The organism is Pseudomonas sp. MF6394 (genome assembly GCF_002018845.1).
Lineage (GTDB): Bacteria > Pseudomonadota > Gammaproteobacteria > Pseudomonadales > Pseudomonadaceae > Aquipseudomonas > Aquipseudomonas lactis.
The window spans coordinates 83,073-106,472 of record NZ_MVOJ01000024.1 but is presented as its reverse complement, the minus strand read 5'-3'; the positions used below and the strand labels follow the sequence as shown (position 1 = coordinate 106,472).

General features: G+C 60.3%; 20 protein-coding genes. 17 read left to right on the top strand and 3 right to left on the bottom strand.

Annotation, left to right across the window (positions count from 1 at the left end):
- Nucleotides 1-407: 407 nt before the first annotated feature.
- The gene (locus MF6394_RS22505) at nucleotides 408-923 is read right to left on the bottom strand and encodes an Hcp family type VI secretion system effector (RefSeq protein ID WP_014718214.1); all 516 of its coding nucleotides are present in this window, start codon (nucleotides 921-923) and stop codon (nucleotides 408-410) included.
- Nucleotides 924-1,391: 468 nt separating this feature from the next.
- Here MF6394_RS22505 and tssA point away from each other — a divergent pair, with 468 nt between their 5' ends.
- From tssA to MF6394_RS22430, 15 genes are read left to right on the top strand one after another with little or no spacing between them, the layout of a single operon-like run.
- On the top strand, nucleotides 1,392-2,936 hold the full coding sequence (gene tssA, locus MF6394_RS22500) for a type VI secretion system protein TssA (RefSeq protein ID WP_177345152.1): 1,545 nt from the start codon (nucleotides 1,392-1,394) through the stop codon (nucleotides 2,934-2,936).
- A 25-nt stretch (nucleotides 2,937-2,961) separates the two neighbouring features.
- Nucleotides 2,962-3,459, top strand: a complete 498-nt coding sequence (gene tssB / locus MF6394_RS22495; RefSeq protein WP_078467575.1) for a type VI secretion system contractile sheath small subunit — start codon at nucleotides 2,962-2,964, stop codon at nucleotides 3,457-3,459.
- A 27-nt stretch (nucleotides 3,460-3,486) separates the two neighbouring features.
- On the top strand, nucleotides 3,487-4,965 hold the full coding sequence (tssC, locus tag MF6394_RS22490; RefSeq protein ID WP_044274274.1) for a type VI secretion system contractile sheath large subunit: 1,479 nt from the start codon (nucleotides 3,487-3,489) through the stop codon (nucleotides 4,963-4,965).
- A 14-nt stretch (nucleotides 4,966-4,979) separates the two neighbouring features.
- Complete coding sequence (gene tssE / locus MF6394_RS22485) at nucleotides 4,980-5,381, top strand: type VI secretion system baseplate subunit TssE (RefSeq protein WP_044274272.1); 402 nt, start codon at nucleotides 4,980-4,982, stop codon at nucleotides 5,379-5,381.
- Nucleotides 5,371-7,158: a type VI secretion system baseplate subunit TssF gene (gene tssF, locus MF6394_RS22480; RefSeq protein ID WP_078467574.1), complete on the top strand. Its 1,788-nt coding sequence runs from the start codon at nucleotides 5,371-5,373 to the stop codon at nucleotides 7,156-7,158. The genes tssE and tssF overlap by 11 nt, the downstream gene beginning before the upstream one ends.
- Nucleotides 7,122-8,144 carry a type VI secretion system baseplate subunit TssG gene (tssG, locus tag MF6394_RS22475; protein ID WP_047711049.1) on the top strand — a complete coding sequence of 341 codons (1,023 nt, stop codon included), beginning with the start codon at nucleotides 7,122-7,124 and terminating at the stop codon, nucleotides 8,142-8,144. Before tssF ends, tssG begins: the two co-directional genes overlap by 37 nt.
- A gap of 20 nt (nucleotides 8,145-8,164) precedes the next feature.
- Complete coding sequence (locus tag MF6394_RS22470) at nucleotides 8,165-9,652, top strand: sigma-54 interaction domain-containing protein (RefSeq protein ID WP_376753096.1); 1,488 nt, start codon at nucleotides 8,165-8,167, stop codon at nucleotides 9,650-9,652.
- 35 nt (nucleotides 9,653-9,687) lie between these two features.
- On the top strand, nucleotides 9,688-9,819 hold the full coding sequence (locus tag MF6394_RS22465; RefSeq protein ID WP_003191783.1) for a hypothetical protein: 132 nt from the start codon (nucleotides 9,688-9,690) through the stop codon (nucleotides 9,817-9,819).
- 11 nt (nucleotides 9,820-9,830) lie between these two features.
- Nucleotides 9,831-11,027 (top strand): type VI secretion system-associated FHA domain protein TagH, encoded by a 1,197-nt coding sequence (gene tagH / locus MF6394_RS22460; protein WP_078467572.1) that lies wholly within the window; start codon nucleotides 9,831-9,833, stop codon nucleotides 11,025-11,027.
- Between the two features lie 5 nt (nucleotides 11,028-11,032).
- Nucleotides 11,033-11,518 carry a type VI secretion system lipoprotein TssJ gene (tssJ, locus tag MF6394_RS22455; protein ID WP_044274263.1) on the top strand — a complete coding sequence of 162 codons (486 nt, stop codon included), beginning with the start codon at nucleotides 11,033-11,035 and terminating at the stop codon, nucleotides 11,516-11,518.
- A gap of 1 nt (nucleotide 11,519) precedes the next feature.
- Complete coding sequence (gene tssK, locus MF6394_RS22450) at nucleotides 11,520-12,848, top strand: type VI secretion system baseplate subunit TssK (RefSeq protein WP_078467571.1); 1,329 nt, start codon at nucleotides 11,520-11,522, stop codon at nucleotides 12,846-12,848.
- A gap of 5 nt (nucleotides 12,849-12,853) precedes the next feature.
- Nucleotides 12,854-13,714 carry a type IVB secretion system protein IcmH/DotU gene (gene icmH / locus MF6394_RS22445; protein WP_078467570.1) on the top strand — a complete coding sequence of 287 codons (861 nt, stop codon included), beginning with the start codon at nucleotides 12,854-12,856 and terminating at the stop codon, nucleotides 13,712-13,714.
- A gap of 16 nt (nucleotides 13,715-13,730) precedes the next feature.
- Nucleotides 13,731-17,096, top strand: a complete 3,366-nt coding sequence (tssM, locus tag MF6394_RS22440) for a type VI secretion system membrane subunit TssM (protein WP_078467569.1) — start codon at nucleotides 13,731-13,733, stop codon at nucleotides 17,094-17,096.
- A gap of 5 nt (nucleotides 17,097-17,101) precedes the next feature.
- Nucleotides 17,102-17,824, top strand: coding sequence for a PP2C family protein-serine/threonine phosphatase (locus tag MF6394_RS22435; protein WP_078467568.1), 723 nt, complete (start codon nucleotides 17,102-17,104; stop codon nucleotides 17,822-17,824).
- Complete coding sequence (locus MF6394_RS22430; RefSeq protein WP_078467567.1) at nucleotides 17,821-18,660, top strand: serine/threonine-protein kinase; 840 nt, start codon at nucleotides 17,821-17,823, stop codon at nucleotides 18,658-18,660. Before MF6394_RS22435 ends, MF6394_RS22430 begins: the two co-directional genes overlap by 4 nt.
- An 8-nt stretch (nucleotides 18,661-18,668) precedes the next feature.
- Here MF6394_RS22430 and MF6394_RS22425 read toward each other — a convergent pair whose 3' ends face one another.
- Together MF6394_RS22425 and MF6394_RS22420 are read right to left on the bottom strand one after the other, a co-directional pair.
- Nucleotides 18,669-18,998: a DUF6388 family protein gene (locus tag MF6394_RS22425; RefSeq protein ID WP_003191771.1), complete on the bottom strand. Its 330-nt coding sequence runs from the start codon at nucleotides 18,996-18,998 to the stop codon at nucleotides 18,669-18,671.
- Nucleotides 18,999-19,009: 11 nt separating this feature from the next.
- A complete protein-coding gene (locus MF6394_RS22420) occupies nucleotides 19,010-19,264 on the bottom strand; it encodes a hypothetical protein (protein ID WP_228391207.1) in 255 nt (84 codons plus the stop codon).
- 345 nt (nucleotides 19,265-19,609) lie between these two features.
- Here MF6394_RS22420 and MF6394_RS22415 point away from each other — a divergent pair, with 345 nt between their 5' ends.
- Together MF6394_RS22415 and MF6394_RS22400 are read left to right on the top strand one after the other, a co-directional pair.
- Nucleotides 19,610-21,679 carry an EAL domain-containing protein gene (locus MF6394_RS22415; protein WP_044274251.1) on the top strand — a complete coding sequence of 690 codons (2,070 nt, stop codon included), beginning with the start codon at nucleotides 19,610-19,612 and terminating at the stop codon, nucleotides 21,677-21,679.
- A gap of 686 nt (nucleotides 21,680-22,365) precedes the next feature.
- Nucleotides 22,366-23,361 (top strand): HOASN domain-containing protein, encoded by a 996-nt coding sequence (locus MF6394_RS22400; protein WP_047711040.1) that lies wholly within the window; start codon nucleotides 22,366-22,368, stop codon nucleotides 23,359-23,361.
- The last annotated feature ends 39 nt before the right edge of the window (nucleotides 23,362-23,400 follow it).

The window sequence follows — 23,400 nt, the reverse complement described above, 5'->3', positions numbered from 1 at the left end:
GGCCACCTCATGAACACTACTGGCAGACAGGCACTCTTCAATCAATGATTGCTTGAGCGCTAGGTTGTATTTCGTCATGGAACACTCTCCCGAGGGGGCAGGTGTCCAACATTCGGGGGGCAGTTCAACGGCGGGTCACTTTCGAAAAGCGCGAAAGTAACCAAAGCGCTCTTGCCCCACCACTCGGCACCTCGCTTAGGCTCGGTGTGCCCGAACGCAGGCTTGAATCCGTGGGCCGCCGCCACGCGCCATCCATGGCGCGGGGCGGCTAACCCGGCGTCCTGCCGGGTTACCCACGAATTCAAGCCTGCGTTCGGCCAGCGTGGTTTAACGGGGCGCCTGAGATCAAGATCACAAGCAGATCAAGAGCAAGATCAAGAGCGGCTCGCTTCGCATCGTGGTTACCGTTAACCCGTCACTGGGCTACGCCAGTCATCCGAGCCGGACGTTCCGGCGACTTCGTGAGTCCAGATGATTTTGCGATAGGTGAAGTGCACATCCTCCAGATGGGTGAAGTGGGCGTTGTCTGGGTCTTGGCAGTTGGGCATGCGCGATTGGATGTCGACGATGGTGGCGCCTTCCAGTTCAATCGTGAAGTAATGCTCCTGGGTTCCGGCCGAGGATGTGCGTAGCCATTCGAGGCGGCAGGACACTTCTTCGCCGGTGGTCAGGGCGCTGAACAGCAAGGGTGAGGATTTATCGAAAACCTTGCTGATCATCAGCGGTTTATGCACGCGCTGACCGGTCGGCTGGCCCGACTGCGGGTCGCGGGGAATGATTACCTGATGAGCAAACGCCTGCACCAGAATCTGGTCCTCATGGCCTTCCTGATAAATGTTGCCTACCGAGTCCTGGGTAAATGTGCCTGCCGTAATCAAACCTTGTTTGACACCGGTGATGGAGAGGTACGCGGGTGTGGGCATGACGGGTTTCCTTGCCTGATTGAGTAGGTATTGCCGGGCAGCGAGAGCGCTGACCGGGCAGGTTCCTATAACAAGAAGCGTGCCTGAAAGTGTGAGGCTCAATGAAATAAGGGCGAAAAATACTCGGCATCCTTTATTGAGCGTTTGCTGTAGTGCTGTGGGTGGTTTTTAGTGTCATTAGTTGCACAGATATGCGCATTTAGTTGCTCATGTCATATGTTTGGTAAATGCATGGTTTTAGGCTGTGGATGATGGGTTTCGCTTGGGTGAGCTGCGCAAATAGCTGCGCAGGCCTTTATTTTCAGGTGGTGTAGGATGTTTCTTAAGTTCCGTTCTGTTACTTGCTGATTGTTTTTTTCGTGGCTAAGGTTCGCTCACTTCAATGTGTTTTGAGCGGAAGTTCAAGGGCGGTTTAACAGTGATGTTAATTTTGCCTACTTTGCCTTGGATGGTTGTGTGCAGCCCAAAATGGTTTATTCAGAAAAGCAATATGCCTATTACTTAGAACTTGCACGGACAGCGTGTTCGCCAAGCAGTTTTGTTGGCAGTGACATGCGCTATTCAAGTGAGTTTGAAGTGCTGGAAGCCGAGCTGGGCAAGGCGCACTCCATTCATGGGGCAGGCCTGCCGGATTGGCAGAAGATCAGCGAAATCAGTGAGTGCATTCTGCGTGAGCATTCCAAGGATCTGCGCGTCGCCGCCTGGTTGGCCTGGGCCCTGTACCAGCGTGATTCATTTGCTGGGTTGCTGGCGGGGCTCGGAGTGTTGCGTGAACTCTGCGAGCGTCATTGGGCGCAGGTCTATCCCGTTAAGCTGCGTACCCGCATTGCGGTGTTTGGCTGGTTAGTGTCGCGCCTTGAACAAGTGTGTGCGCACAACGTCCCGCTCGAGGATCAACGACCTTTATGTCAGGCGCTGCTGGAACACCTGGAATGTCTTGATCGGCTATGGGGCGAACAGCTTGGCAGCGAGGCGCCGTTACTGTTGCCGGTTCGCCGGCAGCTGTCGGCGCGTTTGGCCCAGGCTACAGCCGAACCTGGCGGCGTCGCGGGCATCATTGCCCAGGTCAAGCCAGCGCCAACTCCACTGCTACAGGCCGAGCAACCGCTCAATAACGAAAAAGACGCGCACAAACGGCTGCGCGCCTTGCAGGAGCAGGCTCGACCTTTATGTGCCTGGTGGTTGCGTCAGGATGCCACCGACCCGCGTGCCTTGCGCCTGGCCCGAACCTTGGCGTGGCTGATGCTCGTCAATTATCCCGACGCCAATAGTGAGCGGGTGACGGCGCTGCGCCCATTGGCTGGCGACAAGCGCAAGCGCTATCAAGACCGCTTCAGCCAAGGCCATTACACCGATCTGTTGCTTGAACTTGAGGTCAGCCTGGCCGGTGCGATGTTCTGGTTCGACGGGTTGCGCATGATCTGGGAGTGCCTGGAGGCCTTGCACGCAGAGCTGGCCATGACCGAACTGGAAATGCAATTCGCTCTGCTGCTGCATCGCTTGCCGAACCTGCCTGAGTATCGGTTCGAGGACGGCACGCCCTTTGCCGACCCCGCGACAGGTGAGTGGATCGCGCTTCACGTGATGCGTCACGTACACAAGCCCGAGCCCTCCAGTGTGGTCGTCGACAGCGTCGCACAGCCTTGGGACGCGGCGTTGCAAGCCGTGATGCCCTGCCTGCGCAAGGACGGCCTCAAGGCTGCGGTGGGGGGGCTCAAGCAAGGGCTGCGGGCGGCGTGCGGTGATCGAGCGCGCTTTCATTGGCACCTGGCGCTGGCCAGGTTGTGTGTGGCGGCCGGCAAGCATGACCTGGCCAGGATCCAGCTGGAACAACTCGACCTGCAGTTACAGCGCACGGGCCTGGAAAATTGGGAGCCGCAGCTGGCCGTGCAAGTCGGCCAGTTGCTGTATCGCTGCTACGACCTGTTGCCACAAAACCAATCCGTACAAGACGCAAAAGACACCCTGCATCGCCGGTTGTGCCATTTCGACCTGGAAGCAGTACTTGAATAGTGCCTCATCAAAAAGGAAAAGCACCATGGCCAAAGACGGTTCGGTAGCCCCAAAGGAACGCATCAACATTACCTTCAAACCCGCCGTCGGTGGCGCTCAGGAAGACGTCGAGCTGCCGTTGAAGCTGCTGGTGCTGGGGGATTTTTCCCTGCGCGCGGACCCGCGCAAACTTGAAGATCGCAAGCCCATCGGCATCGACAAGCCCACCTTTGACGAGGTGTTGGCCAAGCAAGCATTGAGCCTGACGCTGAGCGTGCCCAACCGCCTCCAGGAGGCAACCGACACGGAAGAGTTGCCGGTCCAGGTGCGGATCAGCGCGATGAAGGACTTCAACCCCGCGAACCTGGTGGAACAGATTCCGCAATTGCAAAAGCTGATGGCTTTGCGTGAGGCGTTGGTGGCGCTCAAGGGCCCGCTGGGTAATACGCCCAGCTTTCGCAACGCTATCGAGCGGACGCTGGCCAATGGCGACTCGCGCGCACGAGTGCTCGCCGAATTGGGGCTGGATAGGCCCCAAGCCTGACATTTTCAGTAAAAGGACACTGACACCATGACCACGATTCAACACGGCCCGCAACCCGTACAGGTTATCGAAGGCGGTAGCATCCTCGATAACATCATTTCCCAGACATTGCTCAGCGCCGACGACGAGGCTTATGGCATCGCCAAGCGCGGGGTCTCGGCGTTTATCGCAGAGCTGGTCAAGCCACATAATTGTGACGAGCCGGTAAAAAAACGCCTGGTCGACCGGATGATCGCCGAGATCGATACCAAGCTCAGCGAGCAAATGGATGAGATTCTTCACCACCCGGAGTTCCAGGCTCTGGAGGCTTCGTGGCGAGGCTTGCAGTTGCTGGTTGAGCGCACCGATTTTCGCGAGAACATCAAGATCGAGCTGTTGAATGTCTCGCGCCAGGACCTGCTGGATGATTTTGAAGACTCCTCGGAAATTACCCAGTCCGGGTTGTACAAACACGTCTATAGCGCCGAATACGGCCAGTTTGGCGGCCAGCCGGTGGGCGCGATCATTGCCAACTACTTTCTTTCGCCCAGTGCACCCGATGTGAAACTGATGCAATACGCATCCAGCGTCGCCGGCATGGCCCACGCACCCTTTATCGCTGCGGCGGGGCCGAGTTTCTTCGGCTTGGAAAGCTTCAGCGGGTTGCCCGACCTGAAGGATCTGCGGGACCATTTCGAAGGCCCGCAGTTTGCCAAATGGCAAAGTTTCCGGCAGAGCGAAGACGCCCGATATATTGGCCTCACCGTACCGCGCTTTCTGCTGCGCACCCCTTATGACCCCCTTGAGTGCCCGGTCAAGACCTTCGCCTACCAGGAGAATGTGGTTAACAGCCACGAGCATTACTTGTGGGGCAATACCGCCTACGCCTTCGCCACTCGCCTGACCGATAGCTTTGCGCGCTTTCGCTGGTGCCCCAACATCATTGGCCCGCAAAGCGGCGGGGCGGTCGAAGACCTTCCGCTGCATCACTTCCAGAGCATGGGCGAGATCGAAACCAAGATTCCTACGGAGGTGCTGATTTCGGACCGGCGTGAGTACGAACTGGCACAAGAAGGTTTCATCGCCTTGACCATGCGCAAGGGCAGTGACAACGCAGCGTTTTTTTCCGCCAGCTCCGTGCAGAAGCCCAAATCTTTTGGCATCAGTGAGGAGGGCCGGGCGGCAGAGCTGAATTACCGTTTGGGCACTCAATTGCCCTACATGATGGTGGTCAACCGCCTGGCTCATTACCTCAAGGTGCTGCAACGGGAGCAGTTGGGCGCATGGAAAGAGCGCACGGACCTGGAGTTGGAACTCAACAAATGGGTTCGCCAATACGTCGCGGACCAGGAAAACCCCAGTGCCGAGGTGCGTGGGCGTCGCCCCTTGCGTGCCGCGCGCATTGTGGTCAGCGATGTCGAGGGAGAGCCTGGCTGGTATCGGGTCAACGTCACGGTACGCCCGCATTTCAAATACATGGGGGCAGATTTCACGTTGTCCCTGGTCGGCAAGCTCGATAAAGAATGAGCGGAGGCCAGGGCATGCTTGAGCACAACAGCCTTTTCGAACGCCTTGAGCGTGGTGCGTCTAACCCGGGCGCCGCCGTGGCGTCCATCGCCGCACATTTGGGGAAAATGCTCAGCACTCGTGCGGGCAGTGTCCGGACGCTGCCTGATTATGGCTTGCCTGACCTCAATGACATGCGGCTCAGCTTGCATGAATCCTTGAGTCAGTCGCGCCTGCATATCGAACGGTTTATCCAGGCGTATGAGCCGCGGCTGACGAATGTCCGTGTCAGGCTGCTGCCGGTTGTGCGTGACTCCTTGTCCCTGGCATTCGCCATTGAGGCTGAGCGGATGATCGAGGGTGCCCTGCATCCTGTGGTGTTCCACGCGCGCCTTACAGATACCGGGCGGGTTGAGGTCTTTGCCGATGGCGCTTGACCGTTATTTCCAAAGCGAACTCAGCGCGCTGCGCCAACTGGGGCGGCGTTTTTCCGAGCGTAATCCCGCCCTGGCGCCGTTTCTTGGCGAAGCCGGCCAGGACCCGGATGTCGAGCGCTTGCTGGAGGGCTTTGCATTCCTGACCGGGCGCCTGCGCCAGAAGCTGGATGACGAACTACCGGAGTTGACCCACTCATTGATGCACTTGCTGTGGCCCCATTACATGCGGCCGATACCGGCCTTCAGCATCCTGCAATTCGACCCGTTGAAACGTGCCGGCCCCAGCGTTCGGGTGGCTCGGGACACCGCTGTGCAAAGCGCCCCCATCCAAGGAGAGCGTTGCCGGTTCCGCACCTGCTATGCCACCGACGTCATGCCGTTGCAGCTCAACGGCCTGGAATACAGATGCCAGGGCGAAGAGGCCTGGTTGGACTTGCGCCTGCGCATGAGTGTCGACGGCAGCTTCAGTGAGTTGATATTCGATTCGCTGCGACTGCACCTGGCCGGTGACCATTACATCAGTCAGGGCCTGTATCTGAGCCTATTGCGCCACCTGGAGGGCATCAGCCTGCAGCTCGTGGATCACGACGGTCTGCCGATCAACGCCGGCAATGGCCAACCCGTGACGCTGCGGCTCAATGCCAACCAGGTCCGGCCGGTGGGGTTTGCCCCGGACCAGGCGTTGATTCTTTATCCGCAGAACACCCTGGAGGGTTATCGGCACCTGCAGGAGTACTTCGCGTTTCCCGAGAAGTACCTGTTTGTCGATGTCGAAGGCCTGGAGGTGTTGCACACGTTGTCTCACGAGTTGCTCCGGCAGGCGCACGGCCTGGTGATGCGTTTCGAACTTCGCACCCAGGGCCGTGAGCCCCTGCGTCCTACCCTGGATAACGTGAAGCTGTATTGCACGCCCATCGTCAACCTGTTTACCCAGGATGCCGTTCCCATTCGCCTGGACGGTAAACAGGACGAGTACCTCCTGGTGCCTGGGGAATACACGCCGGGCAATGCCAGCGTGTTTTCCGTGGATAAGGTCACCGGCTGGCGCCCCGGTGGTTTGGGCTATCAAACCTACGTGCCGTTCGAGTCGTTTGAACATGATTGCAACAGTGAGCCTCTGGCGGCACCGCCCAGCTACAGCATTCGCCAACGTTCGTCGGTCCAACATGCCGGGCTCGACACCTGGATGGGGTTCGGCAATCGCCGCGAACAGGGCCAGGAAACCCTGTCGGTCGAACTGACCTGTACCAATTGCAACCTGCCACGGCAATTACGTGCAGGCGAGATCAACCAGCCCGGCGAACAGACACCGGAGTCGTTGACGTTCGGCAATATCACCGCGCCAACGGCGAGCTACGCGCCGCCCCTGGACCAGAATTTTCTGTGGAAGCTCATCAGCAACATGTCGCTCAACTATTTGTCGTTGACCGATATCAACGCCTTGAAAGTGATTCTCGAAACCTACGACCTGCCGCGTTATTACGATCGCCAGGCGCTGAAGGTCAGCCAGAAAAGACTGGGGGCCTTGCGCGCCATCCGTCATGAGGCGATTGATCGCCTGCATCGTGGGTTGCCCGTGCGAGGTGTGCGGGTCGATCTGACCGTCGATTCCCAGGGCTTTGTCGGTCAGGGCGACTTGTTTGTATTCGCTTCGGTCCTCAATCAGTTCTTTGCGCTTTATGCCAGCCTCAATTCCCATCACGAGTTGCGTGTCATCAGCACACAAGGAGACGTGTATCTATGGCCATCCCGGATCGGGCAGCAACCCCTGCTCTGAATCAACTTTGCCGGGGTATCCGTGAATACACGCTGTTCCAGGCGGTTTTGCAGGTCACCGAGCGATTGCGTGAGGCTCATCCGCTGCTGGATGAGGACGCGCTGTACGACCAGTTGGAGTTCCAGGCCAACCCTGGCTTGGGGTTTGCCGCGCACGATATTGACCGAGTGGAGTTCTTTATGGAGCACGGACATTTGCGCGCACGCCTGCGCCTCAATGTGCTGGGGTTATTTGGCGCCGGGTCCCCACTGCCTGCGTTTTATGGTGAGCAGGCATTTGCCGAACAGCCGGGCGGCAACCCGACTCGAGACTTCCTCGATCTGTTCCATCATCGCCTGCACCGGCTGATGCTCCCGATCTGGCGCAAATACCGCTATCGGGCGTGTTTCCGGGCAGGCGCCAATGATGGTTTTTCCGAGCAGATGTTTGCCTTGACGGGGCTGGGTGGTGCCGCGATCCGTGGCGCTTGCCAGCTCGATTGCAAGCGCTTGCTGCCCTACCTGGGCCTGCTGAGTGTGCGTGTGCACTCGGCGGCGTTGATCGAATCGGTCCTGCGTTACTACTTCAAGCACGACGCGTTGTTTATCGAGCAGTGGGTTGAACGCCAGGTCGAGGTCAGCCAGGTACAGCGCAACGACCTGGGACGAACCAACAGTGTGCTGGGCGAGGACCTGGTGCTGGGGCGCCGCGTCGCTGACCGCAGTGGCAAGTTCAGGGTGCATGTCCGCGCGTTGGGGTGGCAGCGTTTTCACGACTTCCTGCCCGCGGGAAAGGCCTGTGAGCCGCTGCGCTCGCTGGTGCGCCTGACCCTGCGCGATCCATTGGAATACGACCTGCGTCTGGTAATGGCACAGGGTCAGATCAGAGCCCTGCACATTGGCGAAAACACGGTTTGCCGCTTGGGCTGGACCACCTGGTTGGGGCGCGAGCGGGCCGATGGCGTCGTCACGCTAACCGGCAATTTCATTAGGGATGAATGGACATGATGAACAGGGATTTTCAACACATGATCGACGCACTGTCTGCCTGTTTCGCACGCTTGGGGTTCGAGCGTGATGAACGCGCGTTACCTGACGTATGTGTCAGCGCGGCGGCCCGGCTGAGCCAGTGCGACGTCAGCCAGTTGTATCTGCTCGATGAAGTGACCGGCGGGCTTGAACTGATCGCCCAACATCTTGCCCAGGTGCCGTCGCTCGCCGTAGTGCCTTCACGGCCTGGTCAGCATTCCCAACAGTTGCTGCACGACACCTTGACCCAGGGCACAGCGTTGAGCCTGGAGGATGTGCAAGGCAGCGGCCATGACATGGGTTTCCTGCCAGCATTGGCGACACCTTGGCGGGCACTGTTAAGCGTGCCGCTGTTCAATCGATGCGAACGCATGACTGGTGTGCTGGTATGCGCCCGCCAACACCCGGCCCAGCTGCAAGGCTACGCTCCCTCCTTGGGGCATTTGGGCAGCTTCGCCGTCAACCAGTTGCGCGTACTGCGCGATGGGCAGCCCAACGTTGGCACACAGCCCGAATGCAACACACCCTTGGCTGGCGCATACGGCTTGATTGGCACCAGTGCGGCGATGGAGCAGGCGTGCCGGCTGATCAGTAAAGTCTTGAACACCCCTTACACCGTGCTACTGCAGGGCGAGACCGGCACGGGCAAGGAAGTGGTGGCCCGGGCCATTCACACGGCCGGGCCGCGCAAGGCCAAGGCGTTTGTCGTGCAAAACTGCGCGGCGTTCCCGGAAGGGTTGCTTGAAAGCGAGCTGTTCGGTTACCGCAAAGGCGCGTTCACGGGTGCCGAACGCAATCACGCGGGGCTGTTCGACACCGCACATGGCGGTACGTTGCTGTTGGATGAGATCGGCGATATGCCGCTGCCCTTGCAAGCCAAATTGCTACGCGTATTGCAGGAGGGTGAGGTTCGCCCGCTGGGTGCCAGTGCGGCACACAAGGTCGACGTGCGCATCATTGCCGCGACCCACCGCGACCTCGCGGCGATGGTCGCCGAAGGGCGCTTTCGTGAAGACCTCTATTACCGACTGGCTCAGTTCCCCATCACCTTGCCGGCCCTGCGCGAGCGAGACGGCGATGTGCTGCAACTGGCGCGCCATTTCACGGCCAAGGTGTGCGCAGCGTTGGGCAGGCCACCTGTCGAGTGGTCGAATACCGCCCTTGATCAACTGTCCAGCCACGGTTTTCCCGGCAACGTGCGCGAGCTCAAATGCCTGGTGGAGCGCGCCGTGTTGATGTGTGACGACCGCGTGATTCGGCCCGAGCACCTGGCGCTGCCCCTGGCATTTAAGCCGGCCACTCCCGATGACGTGACGCTGCGCCAACGTATGGAGCGAGTGGAGCGCACGTTCCTGCTCGACTGCCTGCACAAGAACCACGGCAATCGTACCCGTACCGCGCGGGAGCTTGGGGTCGCCCGGCGTACCCTGCTTTACCGTCTGGCCCGTTTGAATATTCCCTTTGGTGATGCCCGGGAGGAACGCTGAATGACGCACTCGATTTTTACTGGGGGAGAAGCCTGATGCCTGATCGTGCGTGGCACGTCGTCGTGCTGGTGATGTGTTTGTTGGGAGGCTGTAACGCCAACTATGTGTTCGATGATGCCGAGTACCACCCCTTGGGTGATCCGCAGGCGATCATTCGTGGCCGCTGAAAGGAGAGGGCATGAAGCTGCAGCTTGTGTTTGAGGTCTGCGCCTGCGAGAGCGACAAGAGCCTACTTTTGGCCCGCAAAGTATTTGACGGTGCAGGCGGCGTGATCGGGCGCGGCCCTGGATGTGACTGGGTGATCCCTGACGCCAGTCGCGTACTCTCCAGCCATCATGGGTTGATCGGTTACCGTGAAGGCCGTTATTTCCTCACGGATATCAGCCGCAACGGTATAGGACTGGCCAGCAGTCCTGAGCGCCTGCGCAAGGGGCAGGCGCGATTGATCAGTGACGGTGACGTCTTCGAGCTGGGGGTATTGACGATACGTGCGCGCCTGCTGGAATCGACGCGACCTTCCGACGAGTTGCTGACGCCCGCGGCAGTACCGATCCCCGATGACGCTTTCCTGTCGCTGGACCCGCTGCACGGCTTGGAGCTTGATCGCCAGATGCAGGCCACCTCCGATGATCTGGAGGCCTTGAACAAGAGCGCCGATGAGCAAGCGATATGGGCAGATCACTTTGGGGCCGATAGCGAGCACGTGGCCTTGCCGCGTCGGCAAGCCCCTTCGATAGAGGTTGCCGCCGTACCCGCTGTTGCGATGACCCCATCGACCGACGAGGTGTTCTGGTCACAATTTGCAGCGGTCCTGGGCGTTGACCTTACGGCCCTCGACACGCTGGCCCGGGAGGCACTGGCGATCAAGATGGCACGCTTGTTTCGGGTGACGATCGAAGGGCTGCAACAGGGTTTGCGCACTCGGGAAGAACTGAATAACGAATTGGGTACGGCGGCGTTCGCCAGTCAGGGCATGGGCCAGAACCCCTTGAAAGTGTATCGCGACACCGATGCTGCGTTGGCCGCGATGCTCGATACCCGGGAGTTGGGGCAACTGCCTGCCGTGCGCGCCATTGCCCAGGTGCACCGAGAACTGCAGGTGCATCAGATTGCGCTGCTGGCCGCTTGTCGAAGCGCCATACGTAACGCCCGCGCGGCCTTTGAGCCCAGCCACCTGTTGGGGTGCTTTGAGTCCCAGGGCAAATCGGCCGGGTTTTTCTCCGATGGCGGGCATTGGCGGGCCTACCAGCGTCACTACCAGCGTGTGGTGGCGCAAGACCAGCTGAATGATCGCCCGTTGGGCGGCGACTTCGCCAAAGCCTATGAGGAGCAGTTGCGCCTGCTCTCCAGCCTGCACATGGATTTTCCAGGATGATAGTCATGTATCGAGCCACCCTTGTTTCGCTGTTGCTCTTGTGCGGGCTGTTGGCGGGCTGCAGTGCCGTCTCACCATTTTCCAGGCTGACCAAGCTGGATGTGGTGCTGACCGCCAGCGAGCACGTCAACCCGGACCTGCACGGTCGTCCTTCTCCCGTGGTGGTGCAGTTGATCGAACTGCGCCATGGCGTCGCCTTTGAACATGCCGACTTCTTCAGCCTGTATGGCAATGCGCAGCAGGCGCTGCCCAAGGACTGGGTCGGCAGCGAGGAGGTTGAACTGCGTCCGGGTGACGGGCTGGCGCTCAAACTGCGCATCGCGCCTGAGAGCCGTTTTGTGGGAGTGCTGGCCGCTTATCGAGACTTGCCCCATGTGCAATGGCGGCTGCTGGTGCCCTTGACGGTGCAGCAACGCAACCGTGCCGAGTTGGTGCTGGACGAGGGCGGTATACGTGTTGCCGAGCCGCTCGCTGCTGTGGAGACGCAATAACATGCAGGTTCATAAAGTTATCTGGCAGGAAGGCATGTTGTTGCGGCCACAGCACTTGCAGCACAACGACCGTTATTACCAGCAGCAGCTCAATCAGACCCGCCTGCTGGGCAGTGACACCTGGGGTTTGCTCACGCTCGAACTCAATACGCAGTACCTCAAGCTGGGCAAGCTGGTGGTCAACCAGGCCAGTGGTGTGTTACCGGACGGCAGCCTGTTTGAATTGAATGCCGCCATGGAGCCGCTGGTGCTGCAGGTGCCAAAGGATGCAGGCACGCAAGGGGTTTACCTGGCGCTGCCGCTGGCCAGCGGCAGTCACCTTGAGGTCCGCCAGCCTGCGCAAAGCGAGGTGTTGGCGCGCTACCTCAGCTGTGAAGTGGAAGTGGGAGACTCCAACGTGGGCGTGGATACGCGTTGCCGAATCCACTGCGCGCGCCCGGATTTACGTCTTGTGCTGGGTGAACAGCCGGGTGACCAGCACTTCGTCAAGCTCAAGGTGGCCCAGGTACTGGACGCCAGCAGTGAAGGCGGCGTGAATCTGGATACGGCGTTCATCCCGACGTTTATCTTCGTGCAGGAGCACGGGTACGTGGCGTCGTGCCTCAAGGAGGTAATCGGCCTGCTTGCCAGCCGGGGCGATGCCATCGCGGCGCGCATTCGTGGCGAGAGCACAGCCGCAGGCACGCACATCGCCGATTTCCTGATGCTGCAAGTGATCAATCGTAGCGAACTGGAGCTGCGCCACTGCCTGAGCCAGGCGCGGGTGCGGCCTGAAGCGGTGTTCCGTGCGCTAGTGTCGCTGCTTGGGGAGCTATCAACCTTCACCACTGACAGCAAACGCGCGCAGTTGGATGTTCATTACCAACACGGTGATCAGGGCGCCAGTTTTCGCGCTCTGATGGTGCAGTTGCGTATGGTGCTGTCGGTGGTGCTGGAGCAACAGGCGATCGAGTTGACATTGCAGCCACGCCAATACGGCGTTCTGGTATGCCCGGTCAGCGAGTTGAAATTGCTGGGCACCGCCACCTTCATCCTGGCAGCCACTGCGCAGTGTGAGGCGCAGGAACTACGCCAGCGCCTGCCAGCACACCTGAAAGTCGCGCCGGTTGAGCGCATACGTGAGTTGGTCAACCTGCATTTGGCCGGTATCAAGGTCAAGCCCCGGCCAGTGGCGCCGCGACAGATTCCGTTCCATGCCGGCAAGACCTATTTCATGCTCGATATGAGCCCCCGTGATATCGCGCAGCTGGAGCAGTCGGGTGGTTTCGCTTTCCACGTAGGGGGTGAATTCACCGGGCTTGAACTCGACTTCTGGGCCATCAGGAACTGAATGCCATGGACAGTGAATACACCCAGGATGAAAAAACCGTCCTGCTCGACCGGGAGACACATGAGCCTGCCCAGGGGCCGTTGACGGATTTCCCGTCGCCGCCGCGCTATGAACAGCTGCAAGACCGCATGATCTACGCCGGCCACAGGCTCGATACCCAGAGCTTTCAGGCAGGGCTCAACCCGCTGGTTGCCGCAGCCTGGGCGGTATTGTTTGAAGTTATAGGGCTCAGGGTCTGCTCCGGCCGTGAAAACCTGGGCACGCTCAACGATCGGTTAGCGTTGGCGGTGACTCAGTTCGAAACCCGCGCCTTGCAGGGCGGCGTGGAGAACAGCCAGGTCATGTCGGCGCGCTATGTGTTGTGCAGCGTGATCGATGAGGCGGTGGTGACGACCCCGTGGGGGGCGCAAAACGAATGGTCGAAGATGAGCCTGTTGAGCCGCTTTCATAACGAAACCTTTGGCGGCGAAAAAGTGTTCCAGTTGCTGGAGCGCCTCACGCGCGACCCGGTGAAGCACCTGGTGATGCTGGAGTTGCTGTACCTGTGCCTGTCCCTGGGGTTCGAAGGCAAATACCGGGTGATGGAGCGGGGTGTGGCGCAACTGGAGGCGGTGCGCGATGCGTTGTATCGCCAGATCAGGCATGTACGGGGGGAACCGGCGGCGGTAGCGCTACTGCCTGCCCAGCCAAAGGCCGAACGGCGCAAGCTGGTGCGTGTCATCCCTGCCACCTGGTGGGTCGGCCTCACCTTGGTGTGTGTGCTGGCGATGTACGCAGGGTTTGCCTGGGTACTGAGCAACGAGCGTACGCACGCGCTGCAACCCCTTCAACTGTCGGCGTCGGATCTGCTCCGCACGCCTTTGTAAACGCTGGGAGCATTGAATGATCGCATTCTTCAAGGGGATGGGCACCGTGCTGGGCAGGATTTGGGTGTGGAGCCTGTTGCTGGTGCTGTCCTGTGCGGCAATGGTGTGGTTTTTGGGGCCGCTGCTGGCGGTGGATGACCACCGCATCTGGGCCGGAGCGACTGCGCGGCTGGTCACCATCAGCAGTGTGTTCTTGCTATGGGGACTGGCGATGGCGGTTGCGGGGCCCGGTTTTGCCGCCTGGCGCCAAAGGCCTGAACGCGAGGCGCGTCAGCAGCCGATGACGGGGGTGGAGGACGAACGCCGACACCTGCGCAGTCGGTTCAAGAAAGCCGTGCACCTGCTCAAGACGTCCCGCCATTATGGAGAACGTAACGCGCGTTGGCGTCATGAGTTGCCCTGGTACCTGTTGATCGGCGAGCCGGGCAGTGGCAAGACGCAATTGCTGGCGGCAGCGGGCTTACCGCTGGCGCTGGACCACGGGCAAGCGCGGCCGACAGGTACGAGTGCCCATTGTGACTGGTATTTCGGCGACGAAGGCGTCCTGGTCGACACCCCGGGGCGCTACCTTACCCAGCCCGACCGTTCAGTGGACGCCGCAGGCTGGGCTACCTTGCTGCAACTGCTTAGGCGGCGTCGCCGAGTGCGCCCGCTCAGCGGTGTGGTGGTGACGTTGTCTGCCGATACGCTGGCGAGCGCCACTGAATACGACCTGGATCATCATGCCCGCCGTGTACATTCGCGCTTGCAGGAGATCCAACAGACGCTGCATGTGGATGTGCCGATTTACCTGGTGTTGACCCACGCCGACCAGTTGCCGGGATTCGCACAATACTTCGACTCACCCCTTGGAGAAAGTGCCGACAGCGTGCTTGGGCAGCACCTGCATGCCTGCGCCGAGGGGACTGACACGACGCGGGTTCGTCAGGCGGTCGAGCGATTATTGCAACGCTTGAACAGTGAGCTGATTGGGCGATTGCATCAGGAGCGCAATGTCGAGCGGCGTGGACAGATGCTCGAGTTTCCCCAACAAGCAGCACGAATGGGGGAGCAGGTTAGTCTGTTCGTTGACATGGCGTTTTGCGCTCATCGCTACCAACCCATCAACGGTTTGCGAGGGTTCTTCTTGACCTGCGCCGATGGCAGGCACCCGCGATTTGTGCAGGGCCTGTTCAGCCAGGTGATCTTCGCCGAGGCCGACCTGGCGGGCTTGCAAGCCCACGAACAGCAACGTTTGCGTTGGCGCCAGGGCGCGCAGGCGATGGCTGCGGCGCTGGTTATTGTCGGTGTCGGCGGGCTGTGGGGGCACAGTTACTCCGTCAACCATCAACGCCTGGCCCAATTGTCGGCGCTGACCTCACACCCGCCGCTAGCCCTTGCGGCCGACGATGAAAGCGCGGCGCTGTTGGCGCTGTTGGACGCGCGACTGGCGGCGACCCAGGTTTTTCCAGGGCCGGCAGATGTACGCCTGGTGGAGCGCACCGGGCTGTATCAGGGGGAACTGAGCCGTCCCCGCGTCGATCAAGCCTATGAACAGGCGCTGCAACAGCTATTGCTGGCCTGGATAGCCGCCCAGTTGGAAGAACAGGTACTCGCTAGCCTGGGGGACCGGGAGCGGCTGCTCGACGACCTGCGTGCCTACCTGATGCTCAATCTGCGCGAGCGCCGTGACACGACCTGGCTGGCGGAACATATCGCAAGCCTTTGGTCGGTGCGGTTTGCCGGGGATATGCCGACACAGAAGCGCCTTAATACGCACCTCGCCCGCCTGCTGGAGCAACCGTTTGTGGCGCCGCTCAACGAAGAGCGGGTGGCGCAGGCCCGTGAAGCGCTGAGGGGCGAATCGTTGGCCGATGGGGTCTATCGGGTATTGCGCGAACAAGCGCGCAGCCTGGAGCCGTTGCGGCTGGCCGAGGGTAAGGTGTTCGCCGCTATCGACCCGCCTGTGCCGGGGTTCTATACCAAACGCTATGTGCAGTACTTCGAGGCGCAGGGCCCGCGGTTGGTAAACGCCATCACCCAGGACAACTGGGTGCTAGGGCAGGGCGCCGACTTGAGCCCCCAGGACTTGCGGCGCCTGATGGCTGAACTGCGGCAACGCTATTTCAGCGAGTATGCCGATGCCTGGAGCGATGCGCTTGGCCGAGTCAGGCTGCAGGAGACCGACAACCTGCGCCAGGATGCCGAGCAACTGATGAACCTGACGTCGGCGCAATCGCCCTTGATTCGTCTGTTGCAACAGGTGCGTGAAAACACGCGTCTGTTGCCAGGCCCTGGACTGCTGGACAAAGTGGCCCAGCAGTCGGCAGACCTGGGCGAGATGGCCAAGTCGCGGTTGACGGCAGGGCAGACGGCTATTGTCGAGGCGCCGCGGCGCGCCTTGCAGCGCCGCTTTGAGCCTTTGCATCAATTGCTGGATGAGCAGCACAACCCTGGCGTAGAGCTGACTCAGGCGTTGCGCCTGCTGGATGAAGTACACCTGCAACTGACGGCATTGAACCGTGACAGCGCACCCGAGCAGGCGGCTTTCCTGCGTGCCAGGCAGCGCATGGAGGGCCAGCAGGATGCATTGGGCAATCTGCGTGACGCCGCCGCGCGCCTGCCGCTGCCCGTTGCCGGCTGGCTCGAAGGTGTGGCCGATGACAGTTGGCGGCATCTGCTGGAGCAGGCTTATGTGCACGTCAACCAACGTTATCGGAGCGAGGTGCATAGCCTTTACGCCAAGGCCATTGGCCGACGTTACCCATTCAATGCGCACGCCAGCAGTGAGGTCGCCCTTCACGACTTTCAGGAGTTCTTCAAGCCACGCGGGGTAATGGCGCGCTTTTATGAGGGCTACCTGCGGCCTTTTATCAGCGTCGACGGCAGCCGCTATCGACTGCGTGGGCTGGATGGCCAGAGTTTGCCGGTTTCGCGTGCGCTGCTGGAGCAACTGATGAAAACTCAGGTCATCCGCCGTGGCTTTTTTACCGAAGATGCGGGGGAGCTATCTGTGCGATTCACCTTGGCGCCCTACAGCCTGGACCCATCGGTCAGCCGTGCGATCCTGCGGTTGGGCGACCAGCAATTGGAGTATCGCCACGGTCCGATCGTACCCATGGCGTTCCATTGGCCCACCGATGCAGACAATGGGCGCAGCAGCCTCGTTCTGGAGAGAGGCACGCAGCAGCGACCCTTGGGTATCGAAAAGAACACCGGGGCGTGGTCGTTGTTCCGGTTTCTGGATCTGCTGCAGAAAGAGCCCGCCAGTGGCCAAAATATACAGCTACTCAAGGCAGACCTCGCCGGCCTGCGCGCCAATTACCGGCTCACCAGCCAGCGCACGCCTGGCCCGTTTGACATGGACACATGGCGCACCTTTCGCCTGCCGGAGCAGCTGTGAATCCGATGGAGGCGCCGTGGCGCAGCGCCGGGCGCACGCAGCGAGGCCAGGCGCGGTTGCGCAATGAGGATGCGTTCCTGGACAACCCGCGCGTGGGTTGCTGGGCGGTGGCGGACGGCATGGGCGGGTATCGGCACGGGGATGTCGCTAGCCAGTGGGTGGTCAGCCAGTTGGCGTCAGTGTCGGCGGACGGCAACCTTGACCAACGTATCCAGGCGGTTCGCCACAGGTTGCAGGACGTCAACCAAGGGGTGAGGCGCGCATGGACAGCGCCTGGCGCAAGCGGTGACGTGACGATGGGCAGCACCGTGGTTGCCCTGTTGCTGGAGAAGGACCGGGCGGCCTGTCTATGGGCGGGAGACAGCCGTTGCTATTTATGGCGCGACCAGAGCCTTTATCAGTTGTCCAAGGACCACTCGCTGCTGCAGCGCCTCATGGACGAGCGTCAGTTGAGTGTGGCGCAAGCCCAGGCCTACCCGGGTGCCAGGGCCTTGACCCGGGCCGTTGGCGCGCGTTCGCGTTTGCACCTTGAAGTACTGGAACTGCGCACCCGCCCAGGGGACGTGTTTTTGTTGTGCAGTGATGGCTTGTATCAGGCCATCAGCCACGTTGACCTGGGGCGGGCGTTGAGCATGGGCACGCCTCAACGGGCAGTGGAACGGCTATTTGCAGGGGCGTTGCGCAGGCCGGTACGTGATGACCTGACCGCGGTCGTGGTGCAGCCTTGAACTCGACAGCTTCATCTTCCCGTTTATTGGCTGGGCGTTATCACCTTGAACGTGTCTTGGGCTGCGGTGGCATGGGCAGGGTGTACCGCGCGCGAGACCTGTTGCACGAGCAGTTGGGCGAACCCTGTTCCAAGGTAGCGATCAAGCTACTCGACGAACCCATTTCCCAGTGCCCCGACGCGCATGTGTTGTTGTACCGCGAGTTTGCCTTGGCCCGCAGCCTTCGGCATGAACGCGTGGTACGGGTGTTTTCGTTTGAGGTCGATACACACAGCCACGTCGCGTTTTTCACCATGGAGTTGCTACAAGGGATGACGCTGGACCGCCTGCTGCTGGAGTGCCCCCAGGGCTTGCCCTGGCGGGAGTTGCGCCCTATCGCCTTGCAGTTACTGGATGCGCTGGTTTACACCCACCAGCAAGATGTTCTGCACGGTGACGTCAAACCCGCCAATGTCATGGTGGGCGAGGAGGGCGTGCGCTTGTTCGATTTTGGCCTGGGCCATGCTCAAGCAGAGGCTGCGGTGGGTTTGCCGAGTGTCAGCCGCAGTCGTTTCAATGCCTGGACACCTGGCTACGCCGCCCCGGAACTGTTGGCCGGCGGTGCGCTGACCGCTGCCGCCGACCTGTACGGCGTGGCCTGCATCCTGTACGAACTGGCCCACGGCAGTCGCGTTGGCAAGCGCGCCTCAGACCGGCTGCCCCGACCCGCGCAGTTGCCCAGGCATTGCTGGGCAGCGTTACAGGCCGCGTTGGCGATAGACCCGCAGCACCGAAGCATAACGGTGGCCGAGTTGCGTCACGTCATGGGGCGCAACCGAGCACGCTGGTGCTTGTAAGGCAAAGGTCAAACGGCCAAGCCGTGCAACTGGCAGTACTGCGCCCAGTCCATGCCCGCCATTTGCGCGACTTCTTTATGCACTTCGCGGCGCTGAGCCTCGAAGGTTTCGGTGGAGTCGGCCGTCAGCTTGAGGGTCAATTCCCAGGCGAACAGCTTTTGCTGTTCAGCGTACGCTTCGAAAGCCTCATGCAGCCGTTCGGCGCGATACTGCGCCAGGGTTTCGCCCCTGGCCTGGGCTACCAGCGGGTTAAGGCTGTCCAGCTCGGCAGCGACCTGCGGTTGTTCGCGCAGGAATCTGTCCAGTGCAAGCTGGTGCGTATCGTTGGGTGCCGACATAGGTAGACACCTTAATGAGAAGGGTGGGAGCCGCTATCGGACGTGCGTGTGTTGAGGTGATGGCGAGCACGCTTGCGCGACCTGCGCCGCATCCAGTTCTGCAACGGCGCGAGCAAGAAAAACATCAGGTAGGCGACCAGCACCAGGGCCAGATCTACCCAGGTTTCAGCCACAGGCCCGGTAAACAATTCAATGACGTTCTTGATCACAAACAGCAACACCACGCTGCACAACCACAGCAGGATGGTGACAAATAGAGGACGCATGTTACTTGAGCGCTTGTCTTGCATAGTGAGGTTCTCTCCTTTGGCCTGTTGTCGTTCCAGGCAAGATTCCCTGAGTGCGTACCCATTATCAGACAGGTTGTAACATCGTATAACACGCACAAAACGTGCGGATGATACCGACTCAGACAGCCTTAGGGGATGATTCAAGTCAGAAAGTTCGATAAATCTGTAAGGATTTAGTCTAGCAACCCGGCATTGACTGGCAAAAAAGCCGGGCGGGGACGGGTATAAAGGCTTTCGCTTCGGCTATCAGGGCGTGTAGCGTTAGCGGGTGTTTCCGGCCCTGATCTTCAGCGGCAGTCGGTGACAGGCAGAGGACGGCCCATGGCGCACACCCTGTTCAAACTTTTCCTGACCCAGCGCCTGGCAGTCCTGGCCAGCACGGAGTCGTTGCGTGCGATTCGGGAGGGACTGCTGTGGATCCTGCCGTGCCTGTTGGTGTCCGCCGGTTTCCTGATTCTGTCCGAATGCGCCCTGGCGCTGGGTTTCGATCCGCAGGTGGTGAGTTTCCTGGCGGGGTTGCATAAACAGATCAGTTCGGTGATCCCACTGCTGGTCGCGGCCTCCATCGGTTATATGTTGGCGATTCAACACCGTCTGCCACAGCTGCCGGTCGCGTTTCTGTGCCTGGCCCATGTGGTGGTCGCCACCTTCGTGCTGCGTGATTACCCACGTGCTTCGGCCACGTTTTTATTGTTTATTGCCATTGCTTCGCCCTTGATCAATGTGCCGGCCATTGCCTGGCTGCATCGCTTTCGCTGGACGCGCCTGGTCAACCAAGACCTGGTCGGCCATAACCTCAAGGGCACCATCAACATGGTGGTGCCTGGCGCACTCACAGCCTTGGCGTTGGTGGCGGTGTTGTCGTTGCTGCTGTTGATCCCCCATGTGGCGCAAATCCAGGGGCCGCAGGTGCTTGATGCGTTGCAGGCGCCTTACGGCAGTGGGTTGTTTGTCACCCTGATGAATTCGCTGCTGTGGTTCTTCGGCATTCATGGCGTGTATGCCATGCAGCCGTTATTCGATGCCTTGGACCAGGCGGTGGCGCTCAATGGCGCAGCGTTGGCGGCGGGAGAGCCGGTGCTGTACCTGCTCAACAACGGCTTGCTGGGCAGTTTTGCCTTTATCGGTGGCTCGGGCGCAACCTTATGCTTGTTGTTGGCGATCCTGCTGTTTTCCAAGAGCCAGTCCATGCGCTTGCTGGCGGTGGCCAGTTTGCCGTTGTCGTTATTCAATGTCAGCGAGGTGTTGTTGTTCGGTTTGCCGATCATTCTCAACCCGCGTCTGTTTATACCGTTTCTACTGGTACCGGCGTTCAACGCGATGGTGGCGTTGATGGTGGTGCAATTGGGCTGGGTGTCGCCGGCGGTGGCCAGCGTGCCGTTTACCGCCCCGGTCCTGCTCAATGCCTACCTCAGCACCCACGGCGACGTGGCGGCGGTGGTGTTGCAGATCGTTCTGCTGGGGGCCGGTACGCTGGTGTATGCACCCTACGTCAGGGCCATTCATCGCCAGTCCAGCGATGGCGGCACGGTGTACCTCAAATCCCTGGACATGACGTTTCGCGGCCTTGAAGAGAAAGGCCGCCTGCTGGAGTTCGACCCGGTGCTGGCCACTCACCAGACATTGGCCCGCCAGGCAGCGGAGTTGAACCGCATCCAGCAGATCAGTGATTACGAGTTCTACCTTGAGTTTCAACCCCAGGTCTCCACCCGCACCGGTTTGTGCACCGGCTGCGAGGCGCTGATGCGCGCCCGGGACAGCCAGGGCACGGTGCATTCGCCCTGGGAGTTCCTGCAATGGCTGGCGCACGCCAGGCTGATGCCGGACGTGGATGTGTGGGTGGCGTCCCAGGCCGTGCGTCAGTATCAGAAATGGCAGAAGGTGGGTTTTGAACTGCCGATGACCATCAATATTTCCAGCACTACGCTCAAGGACGCGGCCTACGGCGATCGGCTGGTGGAAATTCTTGCCCAGGCCCGAGGGCGGGTGTCAGTGGAAATTACCGAAGACGCGCTGGTCAGTGATATCCCGGCCACTCGCCAGACCATCCAGAAGCTGCAGGCCATGGGGGCCAAGGTCTATCTGGATGATTTTGGCACTGGGTTTTCTGCGCTGAGTTACTTGCACCAGTTTCCTGTGGATTTCATCAAGATCGACCGCAGTTTTGTGGTGGCTCAGCGTGACCCTAAAGGCGCTCAGGTGCTGACCGGTATGTTGCGCTTCTGCGAGGCCTTGGATCTGGGGGTGGTGGTGGAGGGGGTTGAGACGGCTGAGCAGTTGGCGTTTTTGAGTCATGGGCCTGAGTTGTTTATTCAGGGCTGGTATTTCAGCAAGGCACTGCCTGGGGATCAGATGCCGCGCTTTGTGCGGGAGCGCAGGGCGTTGGTGTGATGGCCGACGCTTATCTAACTGATACCCCGCGGCCCAACTGTGGGAGCTGGCTTGCCTGCGATGACGGCCTCCCAGCAGACGCCTATCCACCTGACACCCCCATAATCCAAATGTGGGAGCTGGCTTGCCTGCGATGCCGGCCTGCCAGCCGACGCCTATCTACCTGATACCCCACGATCCAAATGTGGGAGCGGGCTTGCTCGCGAAGGCGGCCTGACAGTCAACACAGTTGGATTGTGTGCATATCCATTTCTGCGGTAACGGCCGCTTAGGGTTCCGCCCTGACGGCGGCTCACTTTTGAAAAGCGCAAAAGTAAGCAAAACGCTCTTGCCCCACCACTCGGCACCTCGCTTGGGCTCGGTGTGCCCGAACACAGGCTTGAATCCGTGGGCCGCCGCCACGCGCCATCCATGGCGCGGGGCGGCTAACCCGGCGTCCTGCCGGGTTACCCACGAATTCAAGCCTGCGTTCGGCCAGCGTGGTTTAACGGGGCGCCTAAGATCAAAAGCCAGATCAAGATCACAAGCAGAGCAAGATCAAGAGCGGCTCGCTTCGCATCGTGGTTACCGTTGGTTGCCAAGCCTTTGAAAGAATTTTCCTACAGGTGTTGACCTTGCCACTACGGGAACCTTTAGGCTTTTTTCCGAGTACGCCTAACCACAAAAACAAGATTCAGGGGTTATCAATGGATACTGCTGCCCTGCAACAACGCTCGGATTCCGATCTCTTCACCAACGCCTCGCGGCTGATGGCGAATGCTTTGGAACCTGGCGCCAATTACACCCAGGTCACCCGCGCGCTGGAAGCGCTGCTCGCACAGGCTCGGCAAGGCCTGGCGGGAGACGCTGGCGCCTACGCGCATTACCAGTCTGCCTTGCTGCAACTGCACATTCCCGGTGACCCGCGCACCGAACCGACCCGGCGCTGGATGGCCAGCGAGGTCTACCGCGTCGAAGATGAGTTCGCCGCCGATGTGCCGGGCTTCACCGCGTTGCCGGTGGAGGAGTTCCGTCAGCAGGTCGACGCTGAAATCGCTGCACGCAGCCGGGTCAATCACCCGATGTCGGTGCATCTGTTCCAAGGGACGCCCCCGGTGCAGGATGTGCGCTTCTTCCTGGAGCATCACTGGACCCGTTCCTACAACTTCTACAGCCTGCTGGCCGAACTGGCCTTTCGTTTCGAAGCCATCGAAGATGCCTCGGTGTTTTACCGCAACCTGTACGGTGAAGCAGGGGCTGAGACACCGGAGCGCTCGCACCCGGCGATGCTCGCCCATCTGATGGAGTATTTCGATATTCCGCTGGCCATCGACTTCCCCGCGCTGCATCCGCTGGAAAAGGCCTATCTCAATAATCGCATTCGCTGTGTGCGCCACACGGATGTCGCCTGGGGCCTTGCGCTGCTCTATGCGGTGGAGTCTGTCAGTTGCGTCAACCATCGGCGCATCTACGAGCTGTTGCAGCGCCTCGACGTTCCAGAGCAGCCCAGCGAATTCCACCGCTTGCATGGCACCCAGGATGAGATTGATACCGAGGAAATGTGGGCCCTGATTGCCAAGTTCGCCAGCGAGGAGGGCTTTCAACGCACGTTCATGCGTGCCCTCAAGCGCCACTTCGAAATCAACAAGGCCTACTTCGACAGCCTGTGGCAACAGATGCAGGCCCAACGCCTGTCTGCCTGAACGACCTGCGATCCCAGAACAAAAATAATGGAGCACATG

Bases quoted from the DNA above. Each gene is read 5' to 3' on its own strand.
- MF6394_RS22420 (WP_228391207.1), bottom strand. From the start codon at position 19,264: ATGCGTCCTCTATTTGTCACCATCCTGCTGTGGTTGTGCAGCGTGGTG.
- tssK (WP_078467571.1), top strand. From the start codon at position 11,520: ATGCAGGTTCATAAAGTTATCTGGCAGGAAGGCATGTTGTTGCGGCCA.
- MF6394_RS22425 (WP_003191771.1), bottom strand. From the start codon at position 18,998: ATGTCGGCACCCAACGATACGCACCAGCTTGCACTGGACAGATTCCTG.
- tssA (WP_177345152.1), top strand. From the start codon at position 1,392: ATGGTTTATTCAGAAAAGCAATATGCCTATTACTTAGAACTTGCACGG.
- tssC (WP_044274274.1), top strand. From the start codon at position 3,487: ATGACCACGATTCAACACGGCCCGCAACCCGTACAGGTTATCGAAGGC.
- tssE (WP_044274272.1), top strand. From the start codon at position 4,980: ATGCTTGAGCACAACAGCCTTTTCGAACGCCTTGAGCGTGGTGCGTCT.
- MF6394_RS22415 (WP_044274251.1), top strand. From the start codon at position 19,610: ATGGCGCACACCCTGTTCAAACTTTTCCTGACCCAGCGCCTGGCAGTC.
- tssM (WP_078467569.1), top strand. From the start codon at position 13,731: ATGATCGCATTCTTCAAGGGGATGGGCACCGTGCTGGGCAGGATTTGG.
- MF6394_RS22435 (WP_078467568.1), top strand. From the start codon at position 17,102: ATGGAGGCGCCGTGGCGCAGCGCCGGGCGCACGCAGCGAGGCCAGGCG.
- MF6394_RS22465 (WP_003191783.1), top strand. From the start codon at position 9,688: ATGCCTGATCGTGCGTGGCACGTCGTCGTGCTGGTGATGTGTTTGTTG.
- tssG (WP_047711049.1), top strand. From the start codon at position 7,122: ATGGCCATCCCGGATCGGGCAGCAACCCCTGCTCTGAATCAACTTTGC.
- tssF (WP_078467574.1), top strand. From the start codon at position 5,371: ATGGCGCTTGACCGTTATTTCCAAAGCGAACTCAGCGCGCTGCGCCAA.
- tagH (WP_078467572.1), top strand. From the start codon at position 9,831: ATGAAGCTGCAGCTTGTGTTTGAGGTCTGCGCCTGCGAGAGCGACAAG.
- tssJ (WP_044274263.1), top strand. From the start codon at position 11,033: ATGTATCGAGCCACCCTTGTTTCGCTGTTGCTCTTGTGCGGGCTGTTG.
- icmH (WP_078467570.1), top strand. From the start codon at position 12,854: ATGGACAGTGAATACACCCAGGATGAAAAAACCGTCCTGCTCGACCGG.
- MF6394_RS22505 (WP_014718214.1), bottom strand. From the start codon at position 923: ATGCCCACACCCGCGTACCTCTCCATCACCGGTGTCAAACAAGGTTTG.
- tssB (WP_078467575.1), top strand. From the start codon at position 2,962: ATGGCCAAAGACGGTTCGGTAGCCCCAAAGGAACGCATCAACATTACC.
- MF6394_RS22470 (WP_376753096.1), top strand. From the start codon at position 8,165: ATGATCGACGCACTGTCTGCCTGTTTCGCACGCTTGGGGTTCGAGCGT.
- MF6394_RS22400 (WP_047711040.1), top strand. From the start codon at position 22,366: ATGGATACTGCTGCCCTGCAACAACGCTCGGATTCCGATCTCTTCACC.